Origin of the sequence: Kitasatospora sp. NPDC101447 (assembly GCF_044767225.1) — a bacterium.
GTDB lineage: Bacteria > Actinomycetota > Actinomycetes > Streptomycetales > Streptomycetaceae > Kitasatospora.
Genome location: NZ_JBIWNL010000014.1, coordinates 19,290 through 42,662, shown reverse-complemented (window position 1 = coordinate 42,662; position 23,373 = coordinate 19,290). Strand labels below are relative to the sequence as shown.

At 72.1% G+C, this 23,373-nt stretch carries 21 protein-coding genes and 2 tRNA genes; 5 read left to right on the top strand and 18 right to left on the bottom strand.

Annotated elements, in window-relative coordinates:
* Positions 1-32 precede the first annotated feature (32 nt).
* From mreD to ACIRST_RS21085, 6 genes are all read right to left on the bottom strand, one after another.
* The gene (mreD, locus tag ACIRST_RS21110) at positions 33-671 is read right to left on the bottom strand and encodes a rod shape-determining protein MreD (RefSeq protein ID WP_402803535.1); all 639 of its coding nucleotides are present in this window, start codon (positions 669-671) and stop codon (positions 33-35) included.
* Between the two features lie 3 nt (positions 672-674).
* On the bottom strand, positions 675-1,610 hold the full coding sequence (mreC, locus tag ACIRST_RS21105) for a rod shape-determining protein MreC (RefSeq protein ID WP_350525650.1): 936 nt from the start codon (positions 1,608-1,610) through the stop codon (positions 675-677).
* A 97-nt stretch (positions 1,611-1,707) separates the two neighbouring features.
* Positions 1,708-2,733: a rod shape-determining protein gene (locus tag ACIRST_RS21100; RefSeq protein ID WP_030256393.1), complete on the bottom strand. Its 1,026-nt coding sequence runs from the start codon at positions 2,731-2,733 to the stop codon at positions 1,708-1,710.
* Between the two features lie 321 nt (positions 2,734-3,054).
* Entirely contained in the window at positions 3,055-3,468 is a 414-nt protein-coding gene (gene ndk, locus ACIRST_RS21095; RefSeq protein ID WP_030058261.1) for a nucleoside-diphosphate kinase, read from the bottom strand.
* 108 nt (positions 3,469-3,576) lie between these two features.
* Complete coding sequence (locus ACIRST_RS21090) at positions 3,577-3,930, bottom strand: DUF4233 domain-containing protein (RefSeq protein WP_402803532.1); 354 nt, start codon at positions 3,928-3,930, stop codon at positions 3,577-3,579.
* A gap of 2 nt (positions 3,931-3,932) precedes the next feature.
* On the bottom strand, positions 3,933-5,243 hold the full coding sequence (locus ACIRST_RS21085) for a bifunctional folylpolyglutamate synthase/dihydrofolate synthase (RefSeq protein WP_402803689.1): 1,311 nt from the start codon (positions 5,241-5,243) through the stop codon (positions 3,933-3,935).
* 278 nt (positions 5,244-5,521) lie between these two features.
* On the opposite strand from ACIRST_RS21085, the gene ACIRST_RS21080 reads away from it, so the two are divergent.
* Together ACIRST_RS21080 and wecB are read left to right on the top strand one after the other, a co-directional pair.
* Entirely contained in the window at positions 5,522-6,955 is a 1,434-nt protein-coding gene (locus ACIRST_RS21080) for a glycosyltransferase family 2 protein (RefSeq protein ID WP_402803531.1), read from the top strand.
* A gap of 49 nt (positions 6,956-7,004) precedes the next feature.
* Positions 7,005-8,159 (top strand): non-hydrolyzing UDP-N-acetylglucosamine 2-epimerase, encoded by a 1,155-nt coding sequence (wecB, locus tag ACIRST_RS21075; RefSeq protein ID WP_402803529.1) that lies wholly within the window; start codon positions 7,005-7,007, stop codon positions 8,157-8,159.
* A gap of 100 nt (positions 8,160-8,259) precedes the next feature.
* On the opposite strand, the gene ACIRST_RS21070 is transcribed toward wecB, so the two are convergent.
* The gene (locus ACIRST_RS21070; RefSeq protein WP_350525655.1) at positions 8,260-8,784 is read right to left on the bottom strand and encodes a hypothetical protein; all 525 of its coding nucleotides are present in this window, start codon (positions 8,782-8,784) and stop codon (positions 8,260-8,262) included.
* Between the two features lie 319 nt (positions 8,785-9,103).
* Positions 9,104-11,716 carry a valine--tRNA ligase gene (locus ACIRST_RS21065; protein ID WP_402803687.1) on the bottom strand — a complete coding sequence of 871 codons (2,613 nt, stop codon included), beginning with the start codon at positions 11,714-11,716 and terminating at the stop codon, positions 9,104-9,106.
* Between the two features lie 218 nt (positions 11,717-11,934).
* Here ACIRST_RS21065 and ACIRST_RS21060 point away from each other — a divergent pair, with 218 nt between their 5' ends.
* Complete coding sequence (locus tag ACIRST_RS21060) at positions 11,935-12,747, top strand: hypothetical protein (RefSeq protein ID WP_350525656.1); 813 nt, start codon at positions 11,935-11,937, stop codon at positions 12,745-12,747.
* An 80-nt stretch (positions 12,748-12,827) separates the two neighbouring features.
* Here ACIRST_RS21060 and clpX read toward each other — a convergent pair whose 3' ends face one another.
* The 5 genes from clpX to ACIRST_RS21035 form a co-directional block, all read right to left on the bottom strand.
* Positions 12,828-14,117: an ATP-dependent Clp protease ATP-binding subunit ClpX gene (gene clpX / locus ACIRST_RS21055; RefSeq protein ID WP_045696864.1), complete on the bottom strand. Its 1,290-nt coding sequence runs from the start codon at positions 14,115-14,117 to the stop codon at positions 12,828-12,830.
* Between the two features lie 395 nt (positions 14,118-14,512).
* Positions 14,513-15,175, bottom strand: a complete 663-nt coding sequence (locus ACIRST_RS21050; RefSeq protein ID WP_329931164.1) for an ATP-dependent Clp protease proteolytic subunit — start codon at positions 15,173-15,175, stop codon at positions 14,513-14,515.
* A 56-nt stretch (positions 15,176-15,231) separates the two neighbouring features.
* Complete coding sequence (locus ACIRST_RS21045) at positions 15,232-15,849, bottom strand: ATP-dependent Clp protease proteolytic subunit (RefSeq protein ID WP_046386806.1); 618 nt, start codon at positions 15,847-15,849, stop codon at positions 15,232-15,234.
* A gap of 269 nt (positions 15,850-16,118) precedes the next feature.
* Complete coding sequence (gene tig, locus ACIRST_RS21040) at positions 16,119-17,507, bottom strand: trigger factor (RefSeq protein WP_402803526.1); 1,389 nt, start codon at positions 17,505-17,507, stop codon at positions 16,119-16,121.
* Between the two features lie 293 nt (positions 17,508-17,800).
* Positions 17,801-17,874 (bottom strand) — tRNA-Pro (locus ACIRST_RS21035).
* 197 nt (positions 17,875-18,071) lie between these two features.
* Here ACIRST_RS21035 and ACIRST_RS21030 point away from each other — a divergent pair.
* Positions 18,072-18,142, top strand: a tRNA-Gly gene (locus tag ACIRST_RS21030).
* Between the two features lie 59 nt (positions 18,143-18,201).
* Here ACIRST_RS21030 and ACIRST_RS21025 read toward each other — a convergent pair.
* Complete coding sequence (locus tag ACIRST_RS21025; protein WP_402803524.1) at positions 18,202-18,771, bottom strand: hypothetical protein; 570 nt, start codon at positions 18,769-18,771, stop codon at positions 18,202-18,204.
* Between the two features lie 190 nt (positions 18,772-18,961).
* Between ACIRST_RS21025 and ACIRST_RS21020 the strand changes: the two genes are divergently transcribed.
* Positions 18,962-19,753 (top strand): DUF6348 family protein, encoded by a 792-nt coding sequence (locus ACIRST_RS21020; RefSeq protein WP_402803523.1) that lies wholly within the window; start codon positions 18,962-18,964, stop codon positions 19,751-19,753.
* Positions 19,754-19,786: 33 nt separating this feature from the next.
* Here ACIRST_RS21020 and ACIRST_RS21015 read toward each other — a convergent pair whose 3' ends face one another.
* The 4 genes from ACIRST_RS21015 to ACIRST_RS21000 all read right to left on the bottom strand — a co-directional run bounded on the left by ACIRST_RS21015 (position 19,787) and on the right by ACIRST_RS21000 (position 23,224).
* On the bottom strand, positions 19,787-19,984 hold the full coding sequence (locus ACIRST_RS21015) for a hypothetical protein (RefSeq protein WP_030058274.1): 198 nt from the start codon (positions 19,982-19,984) through the stop codon (positions 19,787-19,789).
* Between the two features lie 540 nt (positions 19,985-20,524).
* Positions 20,525-21,664, bottom strand: a complete 1,140-nt coding sequence (locus ACIRST_RS21010) for a PP2C family protein-serine/threonine phosphatase (RefSeq protein WP_402803521.1) — start codon at positions 21,662-21,664, stop codon at positions 20,525-20,527.
* 392 nt (positions 21,665-22,056) lie between these two features.
* On the bottom strand, positions 22,057-22,542 hold the full coding sequence (locus ACIRST_RS21005) for a ribose-5-phosphate isomerase (RefSeq protein WP_350526079.1): 486 nt from the start codon (positions 22,540-22,542) through the stop codon (positions 22,057-22,059).
* Positions 22,543-22,624: 82 nt separating this feature from the next.
* Entirely contained in the window at positions 22,625-23,224 is a 600-nt protein-coding gene (locus tag ACIRST_RS21000) for a biotin transporter BioY (protein WP_350526078.1), read from the bottom strand.
* Between the last annotated feature and the right edge of the window lie 149 nt (positions 23,225-23,373).

Below are 23,373 nucleotides of genomic sequence, written 5' to 3'. Positions count from 1 at the left end.
CGGGGGAGGTCGGGAGGTCGGGGCCGGACCGGTTACGGGCGGCGGGCGAAGCCGGGTACGCGCCGCTTCTTGTAGGAGGGGCCGGAGGAGACCTCGCGGGTGGTGCGGTAGCGGGCCAGCGTGCCCAGGCCCGGGCCGCCCTGGTCGTCGTCGGCGGCGGCCACCGGGTCGCGCCCGAAGCGGCGGCCGAGCAGCATCACCATCGGCACCACGAACGGCGCCAGCAGCAGGTCGTACAGCAGGGCGCTGATCACCAGGCCGCCGAGGCCGACGTGCCGGGCGGCGGTGTCGCCGACCAGGGCGCCGACCAGGGCGTACAGCAGCGTGGAGGCGACCGCGGCGGCGCCCACCACCAGGAGCGCGCTGGAGACGGAGCGCTGGCGGCCGTGCTCGGGGCGCAGCAGTCCGGCGGCGTAGCCCATCAGGCAGAGCACCAGTGCGTAGCGGCCGATGGCGTGGTCGGAGGGCGGCGCGAGGTCGGCCAGCAGGCCGCCCGCGAAGCCGACGAGGCAGCCTCCGGTGGGTCCGTAGACCATGGCGAGGCCGACCACGACGAGCAGCAGTATGTCCGGGGTGGCTCCCGGGAGCTGGAGCCGGCCGAAGACGCTGACCTGGAGGATCAGGCCGAAGAGGATCAGGCCGACGGAGACGGGGATGCGGGCGAGGCGCATGGCTCAGTTCCCCCCATTGGGCTTGGCGGGCGGGGCGGCGGGCGCGGTGGCCGGGGCCTGGCCCGGGGCGGGCGCGGCGGGGGCCGGCGGCAGCACGGCGTCGCGCGGGTCGGCGCGCGGCGGTACGACCACGACACCGACCAGGTCCAGCCGGGTGAACTGGACGAAGGGCTCGACCAGGACGGTCTTGGTGAGCTGGCCCGCGTTGGCCTGGACCTCGGTGACCTTGCCGATGGGGACGCCGGGCACGAACGGGCGGCCGCTCTGCGAGCCGAAGGTGACCAGCCGGTCGCCGGGCTTGACCTGGGCCTTGCCGTTGAGCAGGGAGACCTTCATGGGGCTGTCGCCGCCGCCGGAGGCGAAGCCGATCTCGCCGGTGCCCTCCAGGCGGGTGCCGGCCGAGAAGCCGGGGTCGGAGGCGAGCAGCACGGTGGCGGTGGTCGGGCCGACGGTGGTGATCCGGCCGACCAGGCCCTGACCGTTGATCACGGTCATGTCGCGGGTGAGGCCGTCGTCGCTGCCGGCGTCGATGGTGATGGTCCAGGAGAAGCCCTGGGCCGGGCCGATCGCGATGACCTGGGCGGCCTTGACGGTGTATCCGCCGGCGCCCGCGGTGCGCAGCAGGTCGTCGAGTTGTTTGGTGCGCCCGGCGGCCATGTCGGAGGAGGCGAGCTTCTGCCGCAGCTCGGTGTTCTCGCGGGCGAGCTGGTCGGTGCGGCCGCTGTTGGTGGCGGCGTCCCGGAAGGCCCGGACGGTGTCGGCGACGGGGTCGACGACGGTGGCGGCGCCGCGTTCGACGGGGCCGAGGACGCCGGCGGCCGCGTGCCGGGCCGGGCCGAGCGGGGAGTCCTCACCGCCCTTGATGTCGACGGTGATCAGCGCGAAGGCGACGGCCACCAGCAGGATGAGCAGCAGCCGGCTCTCTCGTGTGTCCCTCACGGTGCTGGTACTGCCCCTTCGTACCTGGCGGCCGCCCGGGGCCGTGGGGCCCGGGCGGCGGCCCGTTCAGTCGTGTCGGATGTCGTGGTGCGTGGTGCTAACGGCGCGGCTGAGCATCGAGTACCTGCTGGAGCGCCTCGAATTCCTCGACGCACTTGCCGGAGCCGAGCGCGACGGAGTCGAGCGGGTTCTCGGCGATGTGGATCGGCATGCCGGTCTCGCGGCGCAGTCGCTCGTCGAGGCCGCGGAGCAGGGCGCCGCCGCCGGTGAGCACGATGCCGCGGTCCATGACGTCGCCGGCCAGCTCGGGCGGGCACTGGTCGAGGGTGGTCTTGACCGCGTCGATGATCGAGTTGACCGGCTCGTCGATGGCCTCGCGGACCTCGGCGGCAGAGATGACGACGGTCTTGGGCAGGCCGCTGACGAGGTCGCGGCCGCGGATCTCGGCGTGCTCGTCCTTCTCGCCCTCCAGGCCGAAGGCGCTGCCGATGCTCATCTTGATCTGCTCGGCGCTGCGCTCGCCGAGGAGGAGCGAGTACTCCTTCTTGATGTGCTGGACGATCGCGTTGTCGAGTTCGTCGCCGGCCACCCGGATGGACTGGGCGGTGACGATGCCGCCGAGGGAGATGACCGCGACCTCGGTGGTGCCGCCGCCGATGTCGACGACCATGTTGCCGGTGGCCTCGTGGACGGGCAGGCCTGCGCCGATGGCGGCGGCCATGGGCTCCTCGATGATGTGCACCTGGCGGGCGCCGGCCTGCGAGGAGGCCTCGATGACGGCGCGGCGCTCGACGCCGGTGATGCCGGAGGGCACGCAGACGACGACGCGCGGGCGGGCGAGGTAGCGGCGGCGGTGGATCTTGAGGATGAAGTACCGCAGCATCCGCTCGGTGATCTCGAAGTCGGCGATGACGCCGTCCTTGAGCGGGCGGATGGCGACGATGTTGCCGGGGGTGCGGCCGATCATCTTCTTGGCCTCGGCGCCGACGGCGAGGATGCCGCCGGTGTTGGTGTTCACCGCGACGACCGACGGCTCGTTCAGGACGATGCCCTTGCCCCTGACGTACACCAGCGTGTTGGCAGTTCCGAGGTCGATCGCCAAGTCGCGGCCGATGAACGACAGGTTGCTCGCCATGGGGTGTGGGTGCCTTCCCGGGCTCGGAGTTCATGGTGGGTGGACGACTGCGTGCGCCCACGCTTGGGCGGAGACCAGCTGAGCTGCCTTACCGGGCCCGTGAGTCGCGTCCATCGTAGTCACGCCGCGCGGTACGGACGTCGAGGTGGGGCATAGCGTCCATTGTCCGGAGCGTGATCGCTTCTCCGAGGATTGGGACGACGTGTCGGCAGCCCCAGTTCCCTATTTCACGATAAGAATGCCCCGGCCGGGCCAATGGTCCCGACCGGGGCAGTCCCTAGGTCCTCCGGGCGCGTCGCCCGGCCCGGCTCAGGCGTGCGCCGGGAAGAAGATCTTGATCTCGCGCTCGGCGGACTCCGGGGAGTCGGAGGCGTGGATCAGGTTCTCGCGGGTGATCGTCGCGTAGTCGCCGCGGATGGTGCCGGCCCCGGCCTCCAGCGGGTTGGTGGCGCCGGCCAGCATGCGGATGCCGGGCACGACCTCCTCGCCCTCGACGATCAGCGCGATCGACGGGCCGGAGGTCATGAACTCCAGCAGCGGCTCGTAGAACGGGCGGCCGACGTGCTCCGCGTAGTGCAGCTCCAGCGTCGCCCGGTCGAAGGTGCGCAGCTCGACGGCGGCGAGCTTCCAGCCGGCCTTGCGCTCGATGCGGCTGATGATCTCGCCCGCCAGGCCGCGGCGGACGGCGTCGGGCTTGAGCAGGACGAGAGTGCGCTGGGACACGGTGCGTCTCCTGGGGAATCGGTTCGGCAGACAGTCGGGTCGACGCGGGGGCCGACACGGCAGAGGTTACCTTGCGTACACGGCGTGTCGGTGCGCCAGTCCTGCCGCTCAGGCCTGTACGGCGGCGGCCTCGATGGCGGCGGCGCGGGCGGCCTTGAAGTCGTCCACCTTGCGGCCGTAGTGCACCGAGCACCACCACAGGCCGGCGAAGACGACGCCGAGGCCGAACATGGTCGGCAGGACGAAGCCGCTGGCGATCAGGCCGATCTGCAGCGCCCAGCCGATCTGCACCGCGCCGGGGCGGTTGATCATGCCGCAGAGCACGATGCACAGGGCCATCGCGATGCCGCTGACCGTCCAGATCTCCCCGTTGGAGACGTCGGTGAGCCGCATCGCGACCAGGGCCGCGAACATGATCAGCAGCGCTTCGCCGATCAGTGTCGAGGAGCAGAGCGTCCTCATGTTCACTTCCTCCCGAGCAGCAGGCGGGCCTCGCCCACCGTGATGACCGAACCGGTGACCAGCACCCCGGCGCCGCCGAGGTCGCCCTCCTCCTCGGCGAGGGTGACGGCGGCGGCGATGGCGTCGTCGAGGCGGGGCTCGACCTGGACGCGGTCCTCGCCGAAGACCTCGACGGCGAGGGCGGCGAGCTCGTCGACGTCCATCGCACGGTGCGTGGAGTTCTGGGTGATGACGACCTCGGCCAGGATCGGCTCGAAGGCCTCCAGCACGCCGGCCACGTCCTTGTCGCCGGAGGTGCCGATCACGCCGACGAGCCGGGTGAAGCCGAAGGACTCGGTGAGCGCGGCGACGGTGGCGCGGGCGCCGTGCGGGTTGTGCGCGGCGTCCAGGACGATCGTGGGGCTACGGCGGACGACCTCCAGGCGGCCCGGCGAGGACACGCCGGAGAAGGCCTGGCGGATCTTGTCGACGTCGAGCTGCCCGCCGCGGGCGCCGCCGACACCGAAGAAGGCCTCGACCGCGGCCAGTGCGAGCGCCGCGTTGTGCGCCTGGTGCTCACCGTGGAGCGGGATGAAGACGTCCTCGTACTCCTCGCCGCCGAGTCCGCGCAGCGTCACCAGCTGGCCGCCGACGGCGAGTTCGCGGCGGATCACGCCGAACTCCATGCCCTCGCGGGCGACGGTGGCGTCGACCTCGACGGCGTGGCGCAGGATGGTCTGGGCGGCGTCCAGCTGCTGCTGGGCGACGACGGCGACGGCGCCGGACTTGATGATCCCGGACTTCTCGACGGCGATCTCGCCGGTGGTCTCGCCGAGCTTGTCGGTGTGGTCGAGGCCGATCGGGGTGATCACGGCGACGGAGGCGTCGATGACGTTGGTGGCGTCCCAGGAGCCGCCCATGCCGACCTCGACCACGGCGACGTCCACCGGCGCGTCGGCGAAGGCGGCGTACGCCATGCCGGTCAGCACCTCGAAGAAGGACATCGGCACCGGCTGCGCCGCGTCGACCATCCGCACGTAGGGCTCGATGTCGCGGTAGACCTCGACGAAGCGCTCGGGGCTGATCGGGGCGCCGTCCAGGCTGATCCGCTCGGTGACGGACTCCACGTGCGGGCTGGTGTAGCGGCCGGTGCGCAGCTCGAAGGCGTTGAGCAGCTGCTCGATCATCCGGGCGGTGGAGGTCTTGCCGTTGGTGCCGGTGATGTGGATGGAGGGGAAGGACCGCTGGGGCTGGCCCAGGATGTCCATCAGCGCCTCGATGCGGTCGAGCGAGGGCTCCAGTTTGTTCTCCGGCCAGCGCTCGGAGAGTTCCATCTCGACGTCCCGCAGGGCGTCGCCGGTGCCGCCGTCGGCGGGGCGGATGGTGTACGGGTTCGGGTCGGCCTTGTCGCTCACGACCACAGTCTACGGAGCGCTGGCGGGGGTTCCTCACAGGGTGAGGGCGGGGGTGAGAACGACCACTTTGTCCAGTCTTTGCCTGTCGCTTCCAGTTTGATCCCTTTACTATCTATTTAGCGAATCCGACCCGCAATGAAGCATCGATTCGCAGCCGATAGGAGCCGCCAGCCTTTGATCGCGAGGAGCACTGCGCCATGCCCGACGCCCTGCACGACTGGATCACGCTTCGCCAGGACGCCGTCGTCCGGGTCGCCGGACTGATCTCCCTGGCCCTCGTGGCCTACATGGCGCTCGTCTTCGGACGCTTCCTCGTGTACTGGGCCGGCTCCCGCCACGCGTACCTGCGCAACCGGCCCGCCGAGCCCGGCGACCCCGCCGCCTTCGGGTGGCACCTGGTGATCCCCTGCCGCGACGAGGAGGCCGTGGTCACCCAGACCCTGGACGGCCTGCGGGCCGGTGCGCCCGAAGCCCACCTGTGGGTGATCGACGACGACAGCGAGGACGCCACCCGCGAACTGGTGCTCGCCGCGGCCGCCCGCGACCCGCGCGTCCACCTCGTCCAGCGCCGCCGCCCGCACGCCCGGATCGGCAAGGGCGCCGCCCTCAACGCCGCCTACCGGGAGATCTCCGCCTGGCTCCCCGAGGACACCGACCGCTCCCGCGTGGTGATCGGCGTGGTCGACGCCGACGGGCAGCTCGACCCGGGCACCCTCGCCCAGGTCTGCAACGACAAGGCCCTCGGCCGCCCCGACACCGGCGCCGTCCAGATCGGCGTCCGGATGCGCAACGCCGACGACGAACGCCCGCTGCCCGGACGCGGCCGCACCGCCAACGCCCTCGCCCGCGCGCTGGTGCGGATGCAGGACGTCGAGTTCCAGGCCAACAACGCCGGCATGCAGCTGCTGCGCCGGCGCACCGGCAGCGTCGGCCTCGGCGGCAACGGCCAGTTCGTCCGGCTCACCGCCCTCGACTCGCTGACCGCCGAGGAGGGCCGCGCCGGACGCCCCTGGCCCGAGCGCGCGCTACTGGAGGACTACGAGTCCGGCCTGGCCCTGCGCCTGGCCGGCTGGCGGCTCACCCACGTCACGGAGACCCAGGTCTCCCAGGAGGGCCTGGTCTCGCCGCGCCGCTTCCTCACCCAGCGCACCCGCTGGGCCCAGGGCAACATGCAGTGCCTGCGCTACACCGGCCGGGTCCTGCGCTCCCCGCACTACACCCGGGCCGGCAAGGCCGAGGTGATGTACACCTTCCTGCAGCCCGTGGTCTGCGTGCTGCTGGTGCTGCTGTTCCCGCTCTCGCTCGGGATCACCGCCGCCGGGCTGGTGCTCTTCCCCGCCGAGACCGCCGACTTCCAGCTCAGGTTCGGGCCGTGGATGCTACTGGTCCTCGTGCTCGCCACGCTGCCGATGGTGTTCTGGGGCCTCGCCTATCGCAAGGCCGTCCACCCCGACCGCAGCCGGCTCACCGGCCTCCTCTGGGGCGTCCTGGTCTGGCTCTACGCCTACCACCTCTTCGTGGTCGCCGCCCGGGCCGCCGTCCGGCTGCTGCTCGGCCGCAACGGCTGGGCCAAGACCCGCCGCAACGCCGAGAAGGTCGCCGTCGGCGCCCCCACCGCGCTCGAATCCTGAGCCGCCCCTCCCCCGCGCTTCCTCCCCACTCCCCCACCGGAGCCCCCGCATGAGCACGTGCCTGCCCCCGTCCAGCGTCGCCGTCGTCCTCGGGACCCGCCCCGAGCTGGTCAAGCTCGCCCCGCTGATCCACGAACTCGGCGACGCCACCCGGCTGGTGCACACCGGCCAGCACTGGGACGAGGCGATGTCCGGCCGCTTCCTGCGCGACCTGGGCCTGCCCCGGCCCGAGCTGCTCACCGGCGTCGGCGGCCGCCCCCGGGCCGGCCAGATCGCCCAGTCCCTGGGCCAGCTGGACGCCGCCTTCGCCGAGGACCGCCCCGCCGCCGTGGTCGTCCAGGGCGACACCAACGCCACCCTCGCCGGGGCGCTGGCCGCCAACGCCCGGGAGATCCCGCTGGTCCACGTCGAGGCCGGGCTGCGCAGCTTCGACCGGGCGATGCCCGAGGAGCACAACCGGGTGATGGTCGACCACGTCTCCGACCTGCTCTGCGCCGCCACCGACGACAACGTCGCCAATCTGCGCGCCGAGTCGCTGGCCGAGGACCGGATCGAGCTCACCGGCAACACCGTCGTCGAGGTGGTCCGACGCCGACTGCCGGACGCCGCCGCCCGCGCCGCGCTGCTCGCCGCGCACGGAATGCGCCCGGACGGGTACGTCCTGGCCACCGTGCACCGCCCGGAGAACACCGACACCGCCGAGGCGCTCGGCGCCGTGCTCGCCGAGCTGGACCGGATCGCCCGGGCCGGCACCCCGGTGCTGTTCCCGATGCACCCGCGCACCAGGGCCGCCGTCGAGCGCTTCGGCCTGGAGGGCCTGCTGGAGCGCCTGGCCGTCACCGGCCCGGTCGGCTACGGCGACTTCCTGGGCCTGGCGGCCCGTGCGGCGCTGCTGGTCTCCGACTCCGGCGGCGTGCAGGAGGAGTGCACCGTGCTCGGCCGGCCGCTGCTGGTGGTGCGCCGCTCCACCGAGCGCCCGGAGGCGGTCGCGGCCGGCTTCGCCGCACTGGTGCAGCCCGGCCAGGAGCTGGGCGAGCTGGCCCGCGCCTGGCTCTCCGACACCCCCGAGCGCCTCGCCCGGCTCGCGGCCACCCCGAGCCCGTACGGCGACGGCCTCGCCTCCGCCCGGATCGCCGCGCTGACCGCCGCGCTCGCCGGGGCCGCCGACTTCGCCGAGCCCGCGGCGCCGCTGCTGGCGGCCTGAAGCACCGACGGGCCCGACCGGATCAAGTCCCTTTCACCTGAGGGGACTTGTCGACCATCAGCGCCCGCGCGCCTCGGCGATGCCCCGGCCGCGCCGCGGGTCAGACCCCGGCCCGGGCCTCCGGCACGTGGGCGGCGCCGCCGTGCCGGCGGCGCAACTCGGCGGTGATCTCGGCCAGTTCGCCCTCGGGCAGCAGCGGCAGCATCATCGCCACGCCCTGCAGCAGCCCGCCCAGCAGGAAGGTGGTGTCGGCCGTCGAGGCGACCAGCCCGCGGACCTCGGCCACCTCGCCGGCCGCGACCGCCTCGATCAGCCGGGCGGCGTTGGCGCTCTCCTCGTCCACCGCGACCGCGCCGGTGTCGGCCGGAGCGCGCCGGGCCATCGACCGCAGCACCCGGTCGCCCACCTCGGGGGCGTAGGCCTTGCGGACGGCCTCGGCGGCGATCCAGGCGAGCAGGGTGGTCACCTCGCGCCCGGCGTGCTCGGCGAAGAGCATTTCCAGCTCGTGGTCGAACGCGACCTGGTTGCCGTGCCGGAAGGCGAGCAACAGGGTCGCCGCCCTGGCCTTGGCCTCATCGACCGCCTCGGCAGGCAGTTCGTCGGCCAACTCCTCGGTCACCACCACGCCATGCCCTCCCGTCCGTCGCCCCATCGGGAACACCCCGCAGGAACGCTCAGCAGAAACGCCTTCGGAAACTCCGTGCACACCGTACACATCCGACCTGCAAACTTCCGCGAACGCGCGCGGGCAAGACCGGAATCAATTCGCTCGGAATAGGACCTCACCCGGTCCAGGATGAATATTCGCCGGAAGGGAGCAATGTTGCTGCGCTATTAGGGGTAACGAAAGCCCCCCGACGCGCCGCCGGGCGCGGAACCCGCGAAACGCCGAGGGGCCGCACCCCGCGCGTCGCGGAGTGCGGCCCCTTGCGGGCGGTACGGGCTCAGCCCTGCGGCAGCGCCGCCAGCTGGGCGGTGATCCGGGCGATGTCCGCCTCGGCGGCCTCCTGGCGGCCCTTGATCTTGGCGACCACCTCGTCCGGCGCCTTGGCGAGGAACGCCTCGTTGCCGAGCTTGGCGGTGGTCTGCGCCTTCTCCTTCTCGGCGGCCGCGAGGTCCTTGGCGAGGCGCTTGCGCTCCGCCGCGACGTCGATGGTGCCGGAGAGGTCCAGCGACACGGTGGCGCCGGCGACCGGCAGCGAAGCGGTGGCCGAGAAGCCCTCCTCGGGGGCGGTCAGCCGCAGCAGCGAGCGGATCGCGTCCTCGTGGGCGGCCAGCGCGGTGCCGTCCAGCTCCAGGGCGGCCGGGACGCGCTGGCCCGGCTTGAGGCCCTGGTCCGTACGGAAGCGGCGGACCTCGGTGACGACCTGCTGCAGCGTGGCGATCTCCGCCTCGGCCCCGGCGTCGCGGAAGCCGCTGTCCTTCGGCCAGTCGGCGATGACCACCGACTCGGCTCCGGTCAGCGTCGTCCACAGCGTCTCGGTGACGAACGGCACGATCGGGTGCAGCAGGCGCAGCGTGACGTCCAGGACCTCGCCGAGCACCCGGCGCGCGGCGTCGGCCTGCGGGCCGCCCTTGGCCAGGGTGGTCTTGGAGAGCTCGACGTACCAGTCGAACACCTCGTCCCAGGCGAAGTGGTACAGCGCCTCGGAGAGCTTGGAGAACTGGTAGTCCTCGTACAGCCCGTCCACCTCGGCGACGGTGCTGTTCAGGCGCGACAGGATCCAGCGGTCGGCCGCGGTCAGCTCCTCCGGCGCGGGCAGCGGGCCCTCGACGGTGGCGCCGTTCATCAGCGCGAAGCGGGTGGCGTTCCAGATCTTGTTGGCGAAGTTGCGGGCCGCCTGGACCCAGTCCTCGCCGATCGGCACGTCGACGCCCGGGTTGGCACCGCGCGCCAGCGTGAAGCGCAGCGCGTCGGAGCCGTACTTGTCCATCCAGTCCAGCGGGTTGACGACGTTGCCGAAGGACTTCGACATCTTCTTGCCGTTCTGGTCACGGACCATGCCGTGCAGCGCGATGGTGTGGAACGGCGGGGTGCCGTCCATCGCGTAGAGGCCGAACATCATCATCCGGGCGACCCAGAAGAACAGGATGTCGTAGCCGGTGACCAGGACGGAGTTCGGGTAGAACTTCGCCAGGCTCTCGGTCTGCTCCGGCCAGCCGAGCGTGGAGAACGGCCAGAGGCCGGAGGAGAACCAGGTGTCCAGGACGTCGGTGTCCTGGTGCCAGCCCTCGCCGGCCGGCGGCTGCTCGTCGGGGCCGACGCAGACGACCTCGCCGTTGGGGCCGTACCAGACCGGGATGCGGTGGCCCCACCACAGCTGGCGCGAGATGCACCAGTCGTGCAGGTTGTCGACCCAGTCGAAGTACCGCTTCTCCATCTCCTGCGGGTGGATCTTGACCTTGCCGTCGCGGACGGCGTCGCCGGCGGCCTTGGCGAGCGGGCCGACCTTGACCCACCACTGCATGGACAGCCGCGGCTCGATGGTGGTCTTGCAGCGCGAGCAGTGGCCCACCGAGTGGACGTACGGGCGCTTCTCGGCGACGATCCGGCCCTCGGCGCGCAGCGCGGCGACGATCGCCGAGCGGGCCTCCAGGCGGTCCAGGCCGAGGAAGGGGCCGTGCACGGTGATGACGGCGTGCTCGTCCATGACCGCGATGTTCGGCAGGCCGTGGCGCTGGCCGATCTCGAAGTCGTTCGGGTCGTGCGCGGGCGTCACCTTGACGGCGCCGGTGCCGAACTCCGGGTCGACGTGGGCGTCGGCGACGATCGGGATGCGGCGGCCGGTCAGCGGCAGCTCGATCTCGGTGCCGACCAGGTGCTTGTAGCGCTCGTCCTCCGGGTGGACGGCGACCGCGGTGTCGCCCAGCATCGTCTCGGCGCGCGTGGTGGCGACGACGATGGAGTTCTCGCCCTCGCCGTAGCGGATCGAGACCAGCTCGCCGTCGTCGTCCTGGTACTCCACCTCGATGTCGGAGATGGCCGTCAGGCAGCGCGGGCACCAGTTGATGATGCGCTCGGCGCGGTAGATCAGCTCGTCGTCGAAGAGCTTCTTGAAGATGGTCTGGACGGCCTGGGACAGGCCCTCGTCCATCGTGAAGCGCTCGCGGGACCAGTCGACGCCGTCGCCCAGGCGCCGCATCTGGCCGGAGATCTGGCCGCCGGACTCCGCCTTCCACTTCCAGACGCGCTCGACGAAGGCCTCGCGGCCCAGGTCGTGGCGGGACTTGCCCTCCTTGGCGAGCTCGCGCTCGACCACGTTCTGGGTGGCGATGCCGGCGTGGTCCATGCCGGGCTGCCACAGGGCCTCGTAGCCCTGCATGCGCTTGCGGCGGACCAGGGCGTCGATCAGCGTGTGCTCGAAGGCGTGGCCCAGGTGCAGGCTGCCGGTGACGTTCGGCGGGGGGATGACGATGGTGAACGGAGGCTTGTCGCTCTTCGCGTCGGCGCTGAAGTACCCACGCTCCACCCAGCGCTCGTACAGCTCGCCCTCTACGTCCGCGGGGGTGTAGGTCGTCGGGAGGGTTGCTGCTTCGTCCCCGGCGGAGGTGCTCACGGGGTGCTGGTTCGTCGTGTCGGTCACGACGCACAGTTTACGTAACCGGGGGGGCGGGTTACGAACCGCTTTCGGTCCGCGGACGCGCCACGCCCGAACGGGCCCGTGTCCGGCGCCGTGCGGTAGCGTGCCCGGGCACTCGTCCGGTTGACCGGACGTGCACGGAACGACTCCACACCGAGACAGGCCGCGGGTGCGGCGGGGGAGCACAGACGCAGATGTACGGCCAGGGACAGCAGTATCCGCAGGGACAGCCGCCGCAGCAGCCCTACGGGGGGCCGCCGCCGCAGTACGGCGCCCCGCAGCAGCCTTACGGCGCCCCGCAGCCCCAGTACGGCTACCCGCCGCAGCAGCCCTACGGCGCGCCCCAGCAGCCGTACGGCGCGCCGCCGCAGGCTCCGTACGGGCAGCCGGGCTACCCGGTGGCGCCGCCGTCGAAGGGCAAGGGCGGCCTGGTCATCGGCCTGGTGGTCGGCGCGCTGGTGCTGGGCGGCGGCGGCTTCGCCGCGTGGAAGTTCCTCGGCGGCAGCGACTCGGGCGGCAAGTACAAGATCACTTCGCCGCAGACCCTGGCCGACGGCTACGTCCAGAAGTCGTCCAAGGAACAGGCCGCCGACATGAGCAAGCCCGAGGCGTCCAAGCTCGGCACGGACCTCCACGTCCTGGTCGCCAGCTACAGCAAGGGTTCGGACGCGATGGACACCTTCTCGGTGATCGGCGTCTACGGTGACCTCAACGACCCCGGGCAGATCATCGAGGACTCCAAGAAGGACAGCGGCGGCCTGTCCGTGTCGATGACCGACTTCCCGGCGCAGGACGCCAACAACTCCTCGGCGAAGCTCTCCTGCGGCACGTCGACCATGCTCGGCAAGCCCGGCCCCACGATCTGCGTGTGGGCGGACAAGTCCACCACCGGTCGGGTCTCCTTCACCAAGCTCAGCCTGAGCGGCGGCAGCAGCCAGGCGCTCACCGCGGAGCAGGCGGCCGCCAAGACCCGGACCATCCGCGACGCCATGGTCGTCGCCAGGTAGCACCCGCGCCGGCCGGCGCACGCACGCGAGGGGCCCCGCACCGGATCCGGTGCGGGGCCCTTCCGTGTGACGGCCTCGGGTCAGGCGCTCTTCTCGCGGCGCTCGCGCTTGATCATGTCGCGCGGGACGAGGGTGGGGATGGCGTGCTTGGAGACCACGTCCCCGGTGACCACCACGCGGGCGACGTCCTGGCGCGAGGGGACCTCGTACATCACGGACATCAGCACCTCCTCCATGATGGCCCGCAGCCCGCGCGCTCCGGTGCCGCGCAGGATCGCCTGGTCGGCGATCGCCTCCAGCGCGTCCCGGGAGAACTCCAGCTCCACGCCGTCGAGTTCGAAGAGCTTGCGGTACTGCTTGACCAGCGCGTTGCGCGGCTCGGTGAGGATCTGCAGCAGCGCCTCGCGGTCCAGGTTGTGCACGCTGGTGATCACCGGCAGACGGCCGATGAACTCGGGGATCATGCCGAACTTCACCAGGTCCTCGGGCATCACCTGGCGGAAGTGGTCGCTGGCGTCCGACTCCCGCTTGGAGCGGATGTTGGCGCCGAAGCCGATGCCCTTGGCACCCGCGCGGCCCTCGATGATCCGCTCCAGGCCGGCGAACGCGCCGCCGACGATGAACAGCACGTTGGTGGTGTCGATCTGGATGAACTCCTGGTGCGGGTGCTTGCGCCCGCCCTGCGGCGGCACCGAGGCGGTGGTGCCCTCCAGGATCTTCAGCAGGGCCTGCTGCACGCCCTCGCCGGAGACGTCCCGGGTGATCGACGGGTTCTCGCTCTTGCGCGCGACCTTGTCGATCTCGTCGATGTAGATGATCCCGGTCTCGGCCTTCTTGACGTCGTAGTCGGCCGCCTGGATCAGCTTGAGCAGGATGTTCTCGACGTCCTCGCCGACGTAGCCGGCCTCGGTCAGCGCCGTGGCGTCCGCGATCGCGAACGGCACGTTGAGCATCCGGGCCAGGGTCTGCGCCAGCAGCGTCTTGCCGGAGCCGGTGGGGCCCAGCAGCAGGATGTTGGACTTGGCCAGCTCGATGGCGTCCTCGCGGCCGTTGCCGCCGCTGCGGCCCGCCTCGCCGGCCTGGACGCGCTTGTAGTGGTTGTAGACCGCGACCGACAGCGCCTTCTTGGCGAGGTCCTGGCCGACCACGTACTGGTCCAGGAACTCGTAGATCTCGCGGGGCTTCGGGAGCTCCTCGAAGCGCACCTCGGAGGTCTCGGCGAGTTCCTCCTCGATGATCTCGTTGCACAGGTCGATGCACTCGTCGCAGATGTACACGCCTGGGCCGGCGATCAGCTTCTTCACCTGCTTCTGCGACTTGCCGCAGAACGAGCACTTGAGCAGGTCGCCACCGTCTCCGATGCGTGCCACGAGGTGCTTCCCCTTCGCCAGGGGCCCCGCAGGGGTTCCGGGGCCTGGTGCTGTGGACCGTCAACGCCGACGGCGCTCGGTCTCGCTATCCGACGGTACTCTGCCGGGCCCGTGATTCCGTCCTCTTCGCCAGGTCTGCCCTACGCCCTGGGCGAATTGATACCGAACAGATGCCGTGACACGGGCCCGCCGATGGGTGGGGGGGGGGGGGGGGGGGGGGGGGGGGGCCCCCCCCCCCGGGCCCCCCCCCCCCCCCCCCCCCCCCGCGGGGCCCCCCCCCCCCCGGGCCCGCGCGGGGCGGGGGGCGGGGGGGGGGGGGGGGGGGCCCGGGGGGGGGGCCCCCCCCCCGCCCCGATGGGCCCCTCCCGCCCCTCGGGGCCCGGAGGGAGCCGACCTCAGGAGGTCAGCGAGGTCTTGCGGGTGGAGATGATCTGGTCGACCAGGCCGTACTCGGCGGCCTCCTCGGCGGTCAGGATCTTGTCGCGCTCGATGTCCTCGCGCACCTGCTCCACCGACTTGTTGGAGTGCTTGGAGAGCATCTGCTCCAGCTGCTCGCGCATCCGGAAGATCTCCTTGGCCTGGATCTCCAGGTCGGACACCTGGCCGCGGCCGGTCTCGGTGTACGGCTGGTGGATCAGGATCCGGGCGTTCGGCAGGGCCATCCGCTTGCCGGGGGTGCCGGCGGCGAGCAGCACGGCCGCGGCGGAGGCCGCCTGGCCCATGCAGACCGTGGTGATGTCCGGCTTCACGTACTGCATGGTGTCGTAGATGGCCGTCAGGGCCGTGAACGAGCCGCCGGGCGAGTTGATGTACATCTGGATCTCGCGGTCCGGGTCCATCGACTCCAGGCACAGCAGCTGCGCCATGATGTCGTTCGCCGAGACGTCGTCGACCTGCGAGCCGAGGAAGATGATGCGCTCCTCGAACAGCTTGGCGTACGGGTCGTACTCGCGGATGCCCTGGGTGGTGCGCTCGACGAAGCGCGGGACGATGTAGCGGCCCTCGGCGCGCATGTCCTCGACGCGGGCCTGGGCGGCCGACAGGCTGGGGATGTTCATGGGGATTCTTGTCCTCCGGGGCGTTGGGGCTGTGGTCTCGTGGGCCGGGCCGAGGCTCAGGCGCCCGTGCCGCCGCCGCCGGGGACGTCCGCGGCGCTGTGCATGATCGCGTCGATCAGGCCGTACTCCAGGGCCTCCTCCGGCGTGAACCAGCGGTCGCGGTCGGAGTCCCGGGTGATCTGCTCGAAGGACTGGCCACTGTGGAAGGCGATCAGCTCGGACATCCGCTTCTTGGTGCGCAGGAGCTGCTCGGCCTGGATGCGGATGTCGGTGGCGGAGCCGCCGAGGCCCGCGGAGGGCTGGTGCATCAGGATGTTGGCGTTCGGCAGCGAGAAGCGCTTGCCCTTGGCGCCGGCGGTCAGCAGGAACTGGCCCATCGAGGCGGCCATGCCCATCGCGATGGTGACGACGTCGTTCTTGATGTACTGCATGGTGTCGTAGATCGCCATGCCGGCCGAGATCGAGCCGCCCGGGGAGTTGATGTAGAGGAAGATGTCCTTTTCCGGGTCCGCGGCCAGCAGCAGCAGCTGGGCGGTGATCTTGTTGGCGATGTCGTCGTCGACCTGCTGGCCGAGGAAGATGATCCGCTCGTTGAGCAGCCGGTTGTAGACCTGGTCGCCAAGGCCGCCGAGCACGTCACCAGCGGCGGCGTGCGGCGCCATCGGGCCAGGCATCTGCATCTGCGGGAACGTCACTTAGCCACCTGCTCAGTCGATTTGGAGGGCCGTTCCGCGGCTCTCGCGATGTCGCACAGCTTCCGGGTATCACGTCGTGATTGTTGCTGTCCAAGGACCCTAACGCGCAGGCCCGGCCGCAGAATCCCTCACGCAGAACTGTTCGCTGTGAGCGCAGGGTCGCGGCGTGCCGCGGGCGGGAAGACAGCGGGCCCGGACACCATGACGGCGTCCGGGCCAGCTGCGTGCCCTCAGGGGGCTGCCGGGGCTCAGGCCTCGGTCTTCTCCTCGGCGCTCTCCTCGGCGGCGGCCTCGACGGTCTCGCCCGTCTCGTCCTCGTCGTCGAAGTTGATCTCGTTGCCCTCGGTGTCGACGACCTTGGCGGCCTCGACCACGGTGGCCAGCGCCTTGCCGCGGGCGACCTCGCCGACCAGCATCGGCACCTGGCCGCCCTGGACGACCTGCTGCGCGAACTGGTCGGGGGTGAGGCCCGAGCCGGCGGCGCGGCGGATGAGGTGCTCGGTCAGCTCCTCCTGGTTAACACCCAGCTCCTCGTCGGCGACGATCTGGTCCAGGACGAACTGGGTCTTGATGCCCTTCTTCGCCTGCTCCTCGATCTCCGCGTCCCACTCCTCGCGGGACTTGCCCTGGGTCTCCAGGTAGGTGTCGATGTTCAGGCCCATCGGCTCCAGCTGGTGGTGCTCGACGTTGTGCTTGCGGGTCTCGATCTCGTCCTTGAGGAGCTTCTCCGGGTACTCGATCTCGACCAGCGTGAGCAGGGCGTCCAGGACCTTCTCCTGGGCCTGGGTGGCCTGGTCGTACTCCTTCATGCGCTCCAGGCGCTTGCGGGAGTCGCCGCGCAGCTCCTCCAGGGTGTCGAACTCGCTGGCCAGCTGGGCGAACTCGTCGTCCAGCTCCGGCAGCTCCTTCTCCTGGACGGTGGTGACGGTGACGGTGACCTCGGAGGTCTTGCCCGCCTGGGTGCCACCCTTGAGCTCGGTCTCGAAGGTCTTCTCCTCGCCGGCGGACAGGCCGACGACGGCCTCGTCGATGCCGTCGATGAGGCGGCCCGAGCCGATCTCGTAGCTCACGCCGGTGGCGGTGCCGTCCTCCGGCACCTCACCGTCGACCTTGGCGACCAGGTCGACGACCACGATGTCACCGGCAGCGGCGGCGCGCTCGACGTCCTTGACCGAGGAGAAGCGCTCGCGCAGCTGCTCCAGGGACTTCTCGACGTCCTCGTCGGAGACGACGATCGGGTCGACCGTCACCTCGATGGACGAGAACTCCGGCAGGGTGATCTCCGGACGGATGTCGACCTCGGCGGTGAACTTGAGGTCACCACCGTCGGCGATCTTCTCGACACCCTCGATGTTGGTGATGTCGGGCTGGCCGAGGACCTCGATCTTGCCCTCGTCGACGGCCTGCGTGTAGAAGCGCGGCAGGGCGTCGTTGACGGCCTCCTCCAGCACGGCACCACGGCCGAAGCGCTGGTCGATGACGCGAGCCGGGATCTTGCCCTTGCGGAAGCCCGGAACCGTGACCTGCTGGTTGATCTTCTTGTACGCCGCGTCGAGGCTGGGCTTGAGCTCCTCGAAGGGCACCTCGACGGTGAGTCGAACCCGGGTCGGGTTCAGAGTCTCGACGGCGCTCTTCACGGTTACGTCTCCTAGGGGCTTGCGGTCAGGTTGTCTCCGCCCGTCCCCGCCGCTAGGCCGGAGCCGTACGGGTGGGTCGGACGAGACGGGCGATGGGCGGTTGGAGCTGCATCTCCCGTGGGGTGGACGGTGAGCTTGACTCCTCGCCCTCGTGCGGTTGACCTGGGTGGACGCCACAGGGACTACCGCCAGCGCCCCATCCTACCGGTACCACGAAAGGCGGACGCCAGACGCCACCGTACCGGCCGAACAGAACAGGGCCCCGCCCCGGTGGGCGAGACCCTGCCGCACTGTCGGGGTGACCGGATTCGAACCGACGGCCTTCCGCTCCCAAAGCGGACGCGCTACCAAACTGCGCCACACCCCGTGGTGCCGAGAGGAAGCGTACACGGCGGGCCTGTTCGGCTCGCCGACTATTCGGGCGCGGGCGCGGGCGCGACGGCGCCGGTGTTCCAAGCGGGCGCGGGGGGCGGAAACGCGGTGTGCGAAACGGGGTGTGCACGCGGGCGGCCGGACCAGGTACGCTGTTGCCCGAACTTCCGGCCGTCACGGCTGGGGGATCATGCGGGCGTAGCTCAATGGTAGAGCCCTAGTCTTCCAAACTAGTCACGCGAGTTCGATTCTCGTCGCCCGCTCTCCGCCCGGCCCCGGTGCGCACTCGCGCGCCGGGGCCGGCTGCGTTTCCAGGGGCCGCTCAGAGCCCGAGGCGGGCGGCCCGGGCGGCGGCCCGGTCGAGCAACTGGTGGACGTCGCCCTCCCGGGTGGTGGGGCGGTCGTTGAACTCGTCCGGGGAGCGCGCCGGACGGCCGGTGCCGTGCAGCACCTCCATCAGCTGGACCCGCGCGGTGCGGACGGTGGCCGGGGTGCCGTAGCCGTGCGCCAGCACGGCGGCCTGGGCGCCGAGCAGGCAGACCCGGCCGGCCTGGTCCCACATCGCGCCCTGCAGCCAGCCGTGGGCGCCGATGTAGCGGGAGGCGAGCCGGAGGTGGTCGGCCGCGGTGACCGGGACGGGGCGGGCGGGGCGGCGCAGCGCCCGGTCGAGCAGGGTGGCGCGGGGCGCCGGGTGGCCGGCCTGCCAGGGTCGCGGGGTGCTGCCGTACGGGCAGACGTACCAGGCGGGGGTGCGGGCGGGGGCGGGCAGCGAGGCGAGGTACGCCTCGATCTCGGCGACCAGGGCGGCGCCGTCCGGACCGGACGGCAGCGGCCGGAGCGGGAGCGGTCGGACCGGGGGCGGGGGGAGCGTCGGGTCGGTGGTGCGGGGCATGCGGGTTCTCCGGGCGGAAGGCGTTCGGGTTCCGCTGCCCAAAGTGGGGCATACAGGACGTTTCCGCGACCGGAGGGCCGGGCGGTCCGGATGGTTTCCCGGTTGGGTGCCGGGCCGATAGCCTCGGGCCCGTTCGAGCGCAGTTCGAGCGCGAGCTCAGCGGCCGCGCTCCCGAGGTGGAGGAGTCCCGGTGCGTCCGCAGGAGCGACTGGCCGTCATACAGCACTGCGTGGTGCGGGAGATGGCGCGGCTGGGCCAGGTGTTCCGCCTGGACGGCGAGGTCGTGCGCGGCCCGGGCACCACGGCGGTGGCGGTGCGTGAGCACCCGGGGCACGACGGCACCGGGCACGTGGACCTCGGCTTCGTGCTGCGGCTCGGCCGGGCGGACGCGCCGGTGGTGTGGGACTGCGCGGCCGGTCTCGGCAAGACCGAGGAGGAGAAGCTCGCCAACGCGGTGAAGATGTGGGCGACCACCACCGCCTCGGTGCTGGTCGAGCTGGCGGAGGGCCGCGGGGTGCACGCCGACCACCCGGACCTGCCCGAACTCCCGGGCTGGCGGGCGGTCCAGGGGCCGGCGGCGGTGTTCGGCTTCGGCAACGAGCACCTGGCGGGCTGGCTCGCCGAGAACCGGGTGCTGCCGGCGCTGGCGCCGGCGCTGCGCTCGGAGCTGTCCGGGCCGGGCCCGGTCGGGGTGAAGCTCTTCCTGGGCGGGAAGGCGGGGGACGACGTCGCCGAGGTCCGGGTGGGCGGCGAGGTGTCCGAGGCGGCCTCGGCGGCGCTGCGCGCGCTGGACTGGCCACGGGGTGAACGGCTGTGCTGGGCGCGGCTGTTCGTCCTGCTGGCGGCCGAACGGGAGGAACCGGCGCAGGCCGCACCGGCGGGTGCCGCGGCACCCGCACCGATGCGCGTTCCGGCCCCGGCGGCAGCGCGGCCCCGGGGTTTGTTCGCTCGCTGGCGGCAGGCCAGACGGGCCGGCCGGTGACCCCCGGGCGGGGGTGCGGACGGCCCGGTCGGGTCAGCCTCCGGTGATGCTGGAGATGCTGTGCGCGAGGTTGGCCAGCAGGGAGTTGATCGAGGTCGCGACCGTGGTCTCGTGCAGCATGAAGCCGAACAGGGCGGCGACGATCGCGTGCGGGATCTTCATCTGCTTGTTGCGGATGAAGATGATGCTCAGGATCGCGAACAGGACCAGCGCGGAGACGGAGAGTGCCACCCGGACTCACTTCCTCGTTTTCATAGCGGGGTGCCACCACCCGGCGACACCAGCGAAAGCCGGACCCCGGCATGTCCCACGGTCCCGAGGCGGAATCGCGGACCGTCCGACACACCGCCGGTGAGGGAGCCCACGATCGACCGCTGTCTGTCGTGCCGCACGTGACGCCCCCTATCCCCCGAATCCTGAACAGTCCCGCCCGGACTCAGTGTGGTCGACCGTGCCGATTGCGTAAAGGTCTGACAGTCGGCCCAACGCCGATATCCTGCGCTGCGGGACGAGTTTCCGCCGACCGGGACGATAGCCGAGTCGTCCTGACGAATCGTCGGCGGGGCCGTGCTGAGCGGCCGGGAAACGGTCGGGGGCGGTTAACGGAAGCCGCTGGTCCGGTCCGCCGACGGGCCGTCCGATTTGGCCGAAGATCAGCTGCCGGACTTGACAGTCACTGCCCCCGGCATGTGCCGCCGCGTCACCCGTGGCCGGGCCGTCGACGGCTCACGCGCGCGAACGGCCCGCCTCCCCCGGCCGCGCCCGGCGGCGCTAGTCGCGCCAGAGCAGCAGCACCGCGCGGTCGTCGTTGATGTCCCGCGCGACCGTCTCGATCAGCGCGGCGGCGGCCCCGGCGCCCGCGCCCGAACCGCCTCCCGGCACCAGCCGGTCGGCCTCCCCCATCAGCCGGTCCATGCCCTCGGTGAGGTCCCGGCCGGGCGCCTCGACCATGCCGTCGGTGCACAGCATCAGCACGTCGCCCCGGTTGAGCCGGCCGCGCACGCCCTCGAACTTGGCGCCGTCGTAGATCCCGAGCAGCGGGCCGTCGGCCTCCTTGACCTCCCAGCGGCCGGCGCCCGCGACGCGCTGCATGCCCGGCAGGTGCCCGGCCGACAGCAGCTCGTACTCGCCGGTGTCCAGGTCCAGCACCAGGTGGACGGCGGTGGCGAAGCCCTCCTCCCAGGACTGGCGCAGCAGGTAGCCGTTGGCGGCGGGCAGGAAGTCGTGCGCGGGCAGCGAGCCGACCAGGCCGCCGAAGGCGCCGGAGAGCAGCAGCGCGCGGGAGCCGGCGTCCATGCCCTTGCCGGAGACGTCCGCGAGGACCACCTCCAGCAGGCGCTGGCCGGGGCCGGTGCGGGCGGCGACCACGAAGTCCCCGGAGAAGGACTGGCCGCCGGCCGGGCGCAGCGCCATGTCCGCGTGCCAGCCGACCGGGAGCGCGGGCACCCGGCTCTGCACCCGCAGCCGCTCGCGCAGGTCGAAGAGCATCGTGGAGCCGCCCCACCAGGGCACGCCGACCCGGGCCCGGAACTGGGCCAGCAGCAGGCCGCCCACCCCGGCGGCGCCGACCACCAGGGCCGCGCCCGGGGTGACGCCGTAGACGTAGGCCTCCGGGTTGTCGCTGGCGACCCGCTGGCCGGTGTGGATCACGGACTCGGCGGACAGGCCGAGCGCGGCCAGCGCGTAGAGCACCACCAGGCTGCCCGGGCGCAGCAGCAGGGCGCCGGCCAGGATCGGCAGGACCAGGGAGGTGGGCGGGGCCCAGTCGGGGAGCCAGATGTTGAGCAGGATCAGCAGGGGGACGAGCAGGGCGAGCGCGCAGAGCACCGGCCAGTCGGCGGCGCCGCCGCGGAAGTAGTCCACACCGGCCGTGCGCAGCCTTCGGCGGACCCGGCGGAGCCTCTTGCGCAACCGGGCCGTCACGGGCTCGGACGCGGGGGTGGCGCCGGGCCTCGTCGCAGTCGTCTGGGGCGGTGCGCCCGGCGGTCTGCCAGCCATGGGGACCGACCCTATCCACGGGCACGGCCCGGCGTCGACGGCCCGGACGCGGGCGGGTGCGCCGGTGCGCGGGGCGCTCAGCGGGTTTCGGCCGATCGGAACGGTTGCGGGCGCGCCGTCAGGAGGCCTGCGCCGATTGGGCGTACGGAACGGGCGGGTGGCGTGTGCACCCCGCGCACGGGCTGGTCCGCGCGCCGGGTGCTGTGGCCGATCCCACAGGTCGGACGGGTCCGTCGGGGTGCCCGGGACGGCGGCGGCCGGCCGCGCGGGGTGCGCGGCCGGCCGTGGGAGGAGGGGTGGGTGGATCAGCCCTGGGGGTGGTGGGCCGGGATCGGCGGGAGCTCGCCGGTGGTCTCGTACTCGCTCAGCATCTCGATCCGGCGGGTGTGCCGCGGCTCGCCGCTGTAGGGGGTGTTGAGGAAGATCTCGACGAACTCGGTGGCCTCCTCCTGCGTGTGCATGCGGCCGCCGATGGAGATCACGTTGGCGTTGTTGTGCTGACGGCCGAGCTCGGCGGTCTGGGTGCTCCAGGCCAGCGCGGCCCGGACGCCCTTGACCTTGTTGGCGGCGATCGCCTCACCGTTGCCCGAGCCGCCGATCACGATGCCCAGGGCCTCGGAGTCGGCGGCGGTGCGCTCGGCGGCGCGCAGGCAGAACGGCGGGTAGTCGTCCTCGGCGTCGTAGATGTGCGGCCCGCAGTCGACCGGCTCGTGGCCGGCCCCCTTCAGCCACTCCACGAGGTGGTTCTTCAGTTCGTATCCGGCATGGTCGGAGCCCAGGTACACGCGCATGGCACGAGTGTGGCATGCGCGTGCGCCCGGGCCCGACAACGGGGGCTTCAGCGGGGGTTTCAGCGGGGGTTTCGGCGGGGCTTCAGCGGCGGCCGAGGAGCTTCCAGGCCAGCGGCAGGGCGCCCGCGGCGAGGGCGGCCTTGAGGGCGTCGCCGACCAGGTACGGGTAGAGGCCGAGCTCGGCGGCGCGGGTGAGCGGCACGTGCAGCGCGAGGGCCAGGTACGGGACGCCGACCGCGTAGACGGCGAGGCTGCCGAGGGCCATGGTGACGGCGGTGTTCACCGGGGTGCGGTCGGCGCCGCGGCGGGCCAGCACGCCGGTCAGGGCGGCGGCGAGGACGAAGCCGAGCACGTAGCCGAACGAGGGCATCGCCCAGCCGGAGGTGCCCTCGGCGAACCAGGGCAGGCCGGCCGCGCCGGCGAGCAGGTAGAGGGTGAGCGAGGCGGCGCCGCGGCGGGCACCGAGCGCGGTGCCGACCAGCAGGGCGGCGAAGGTCTGGCCGGTGACCGGCACCGGCGAGCCGGGGACGTTCACCGACAGCTGGGCGGCCACGCCGGTCAGCGCGGCGCCGCCGGCCACCAGGGCCAGGTCGCGGACCTGGCCGCCGATGCGGGTGGCGGCGGCGGGCAGCAGGTCGGCGAGGACGGCGCGGTGCGGTATCGGGGTGGTGGCGGTGGCCATCGGGGGATCCTCCGTGGGCTCCAAGTGGGTGAACACCTGTGAACCTACGCGGTGATCCACTGCGCGAGCGGCACGGTTTCGGACAAAGCCCCGCCCTCGGGCGTTGTCGGATCCGGCCCGAAGTGACACACGGTCACGGCGACGGCACC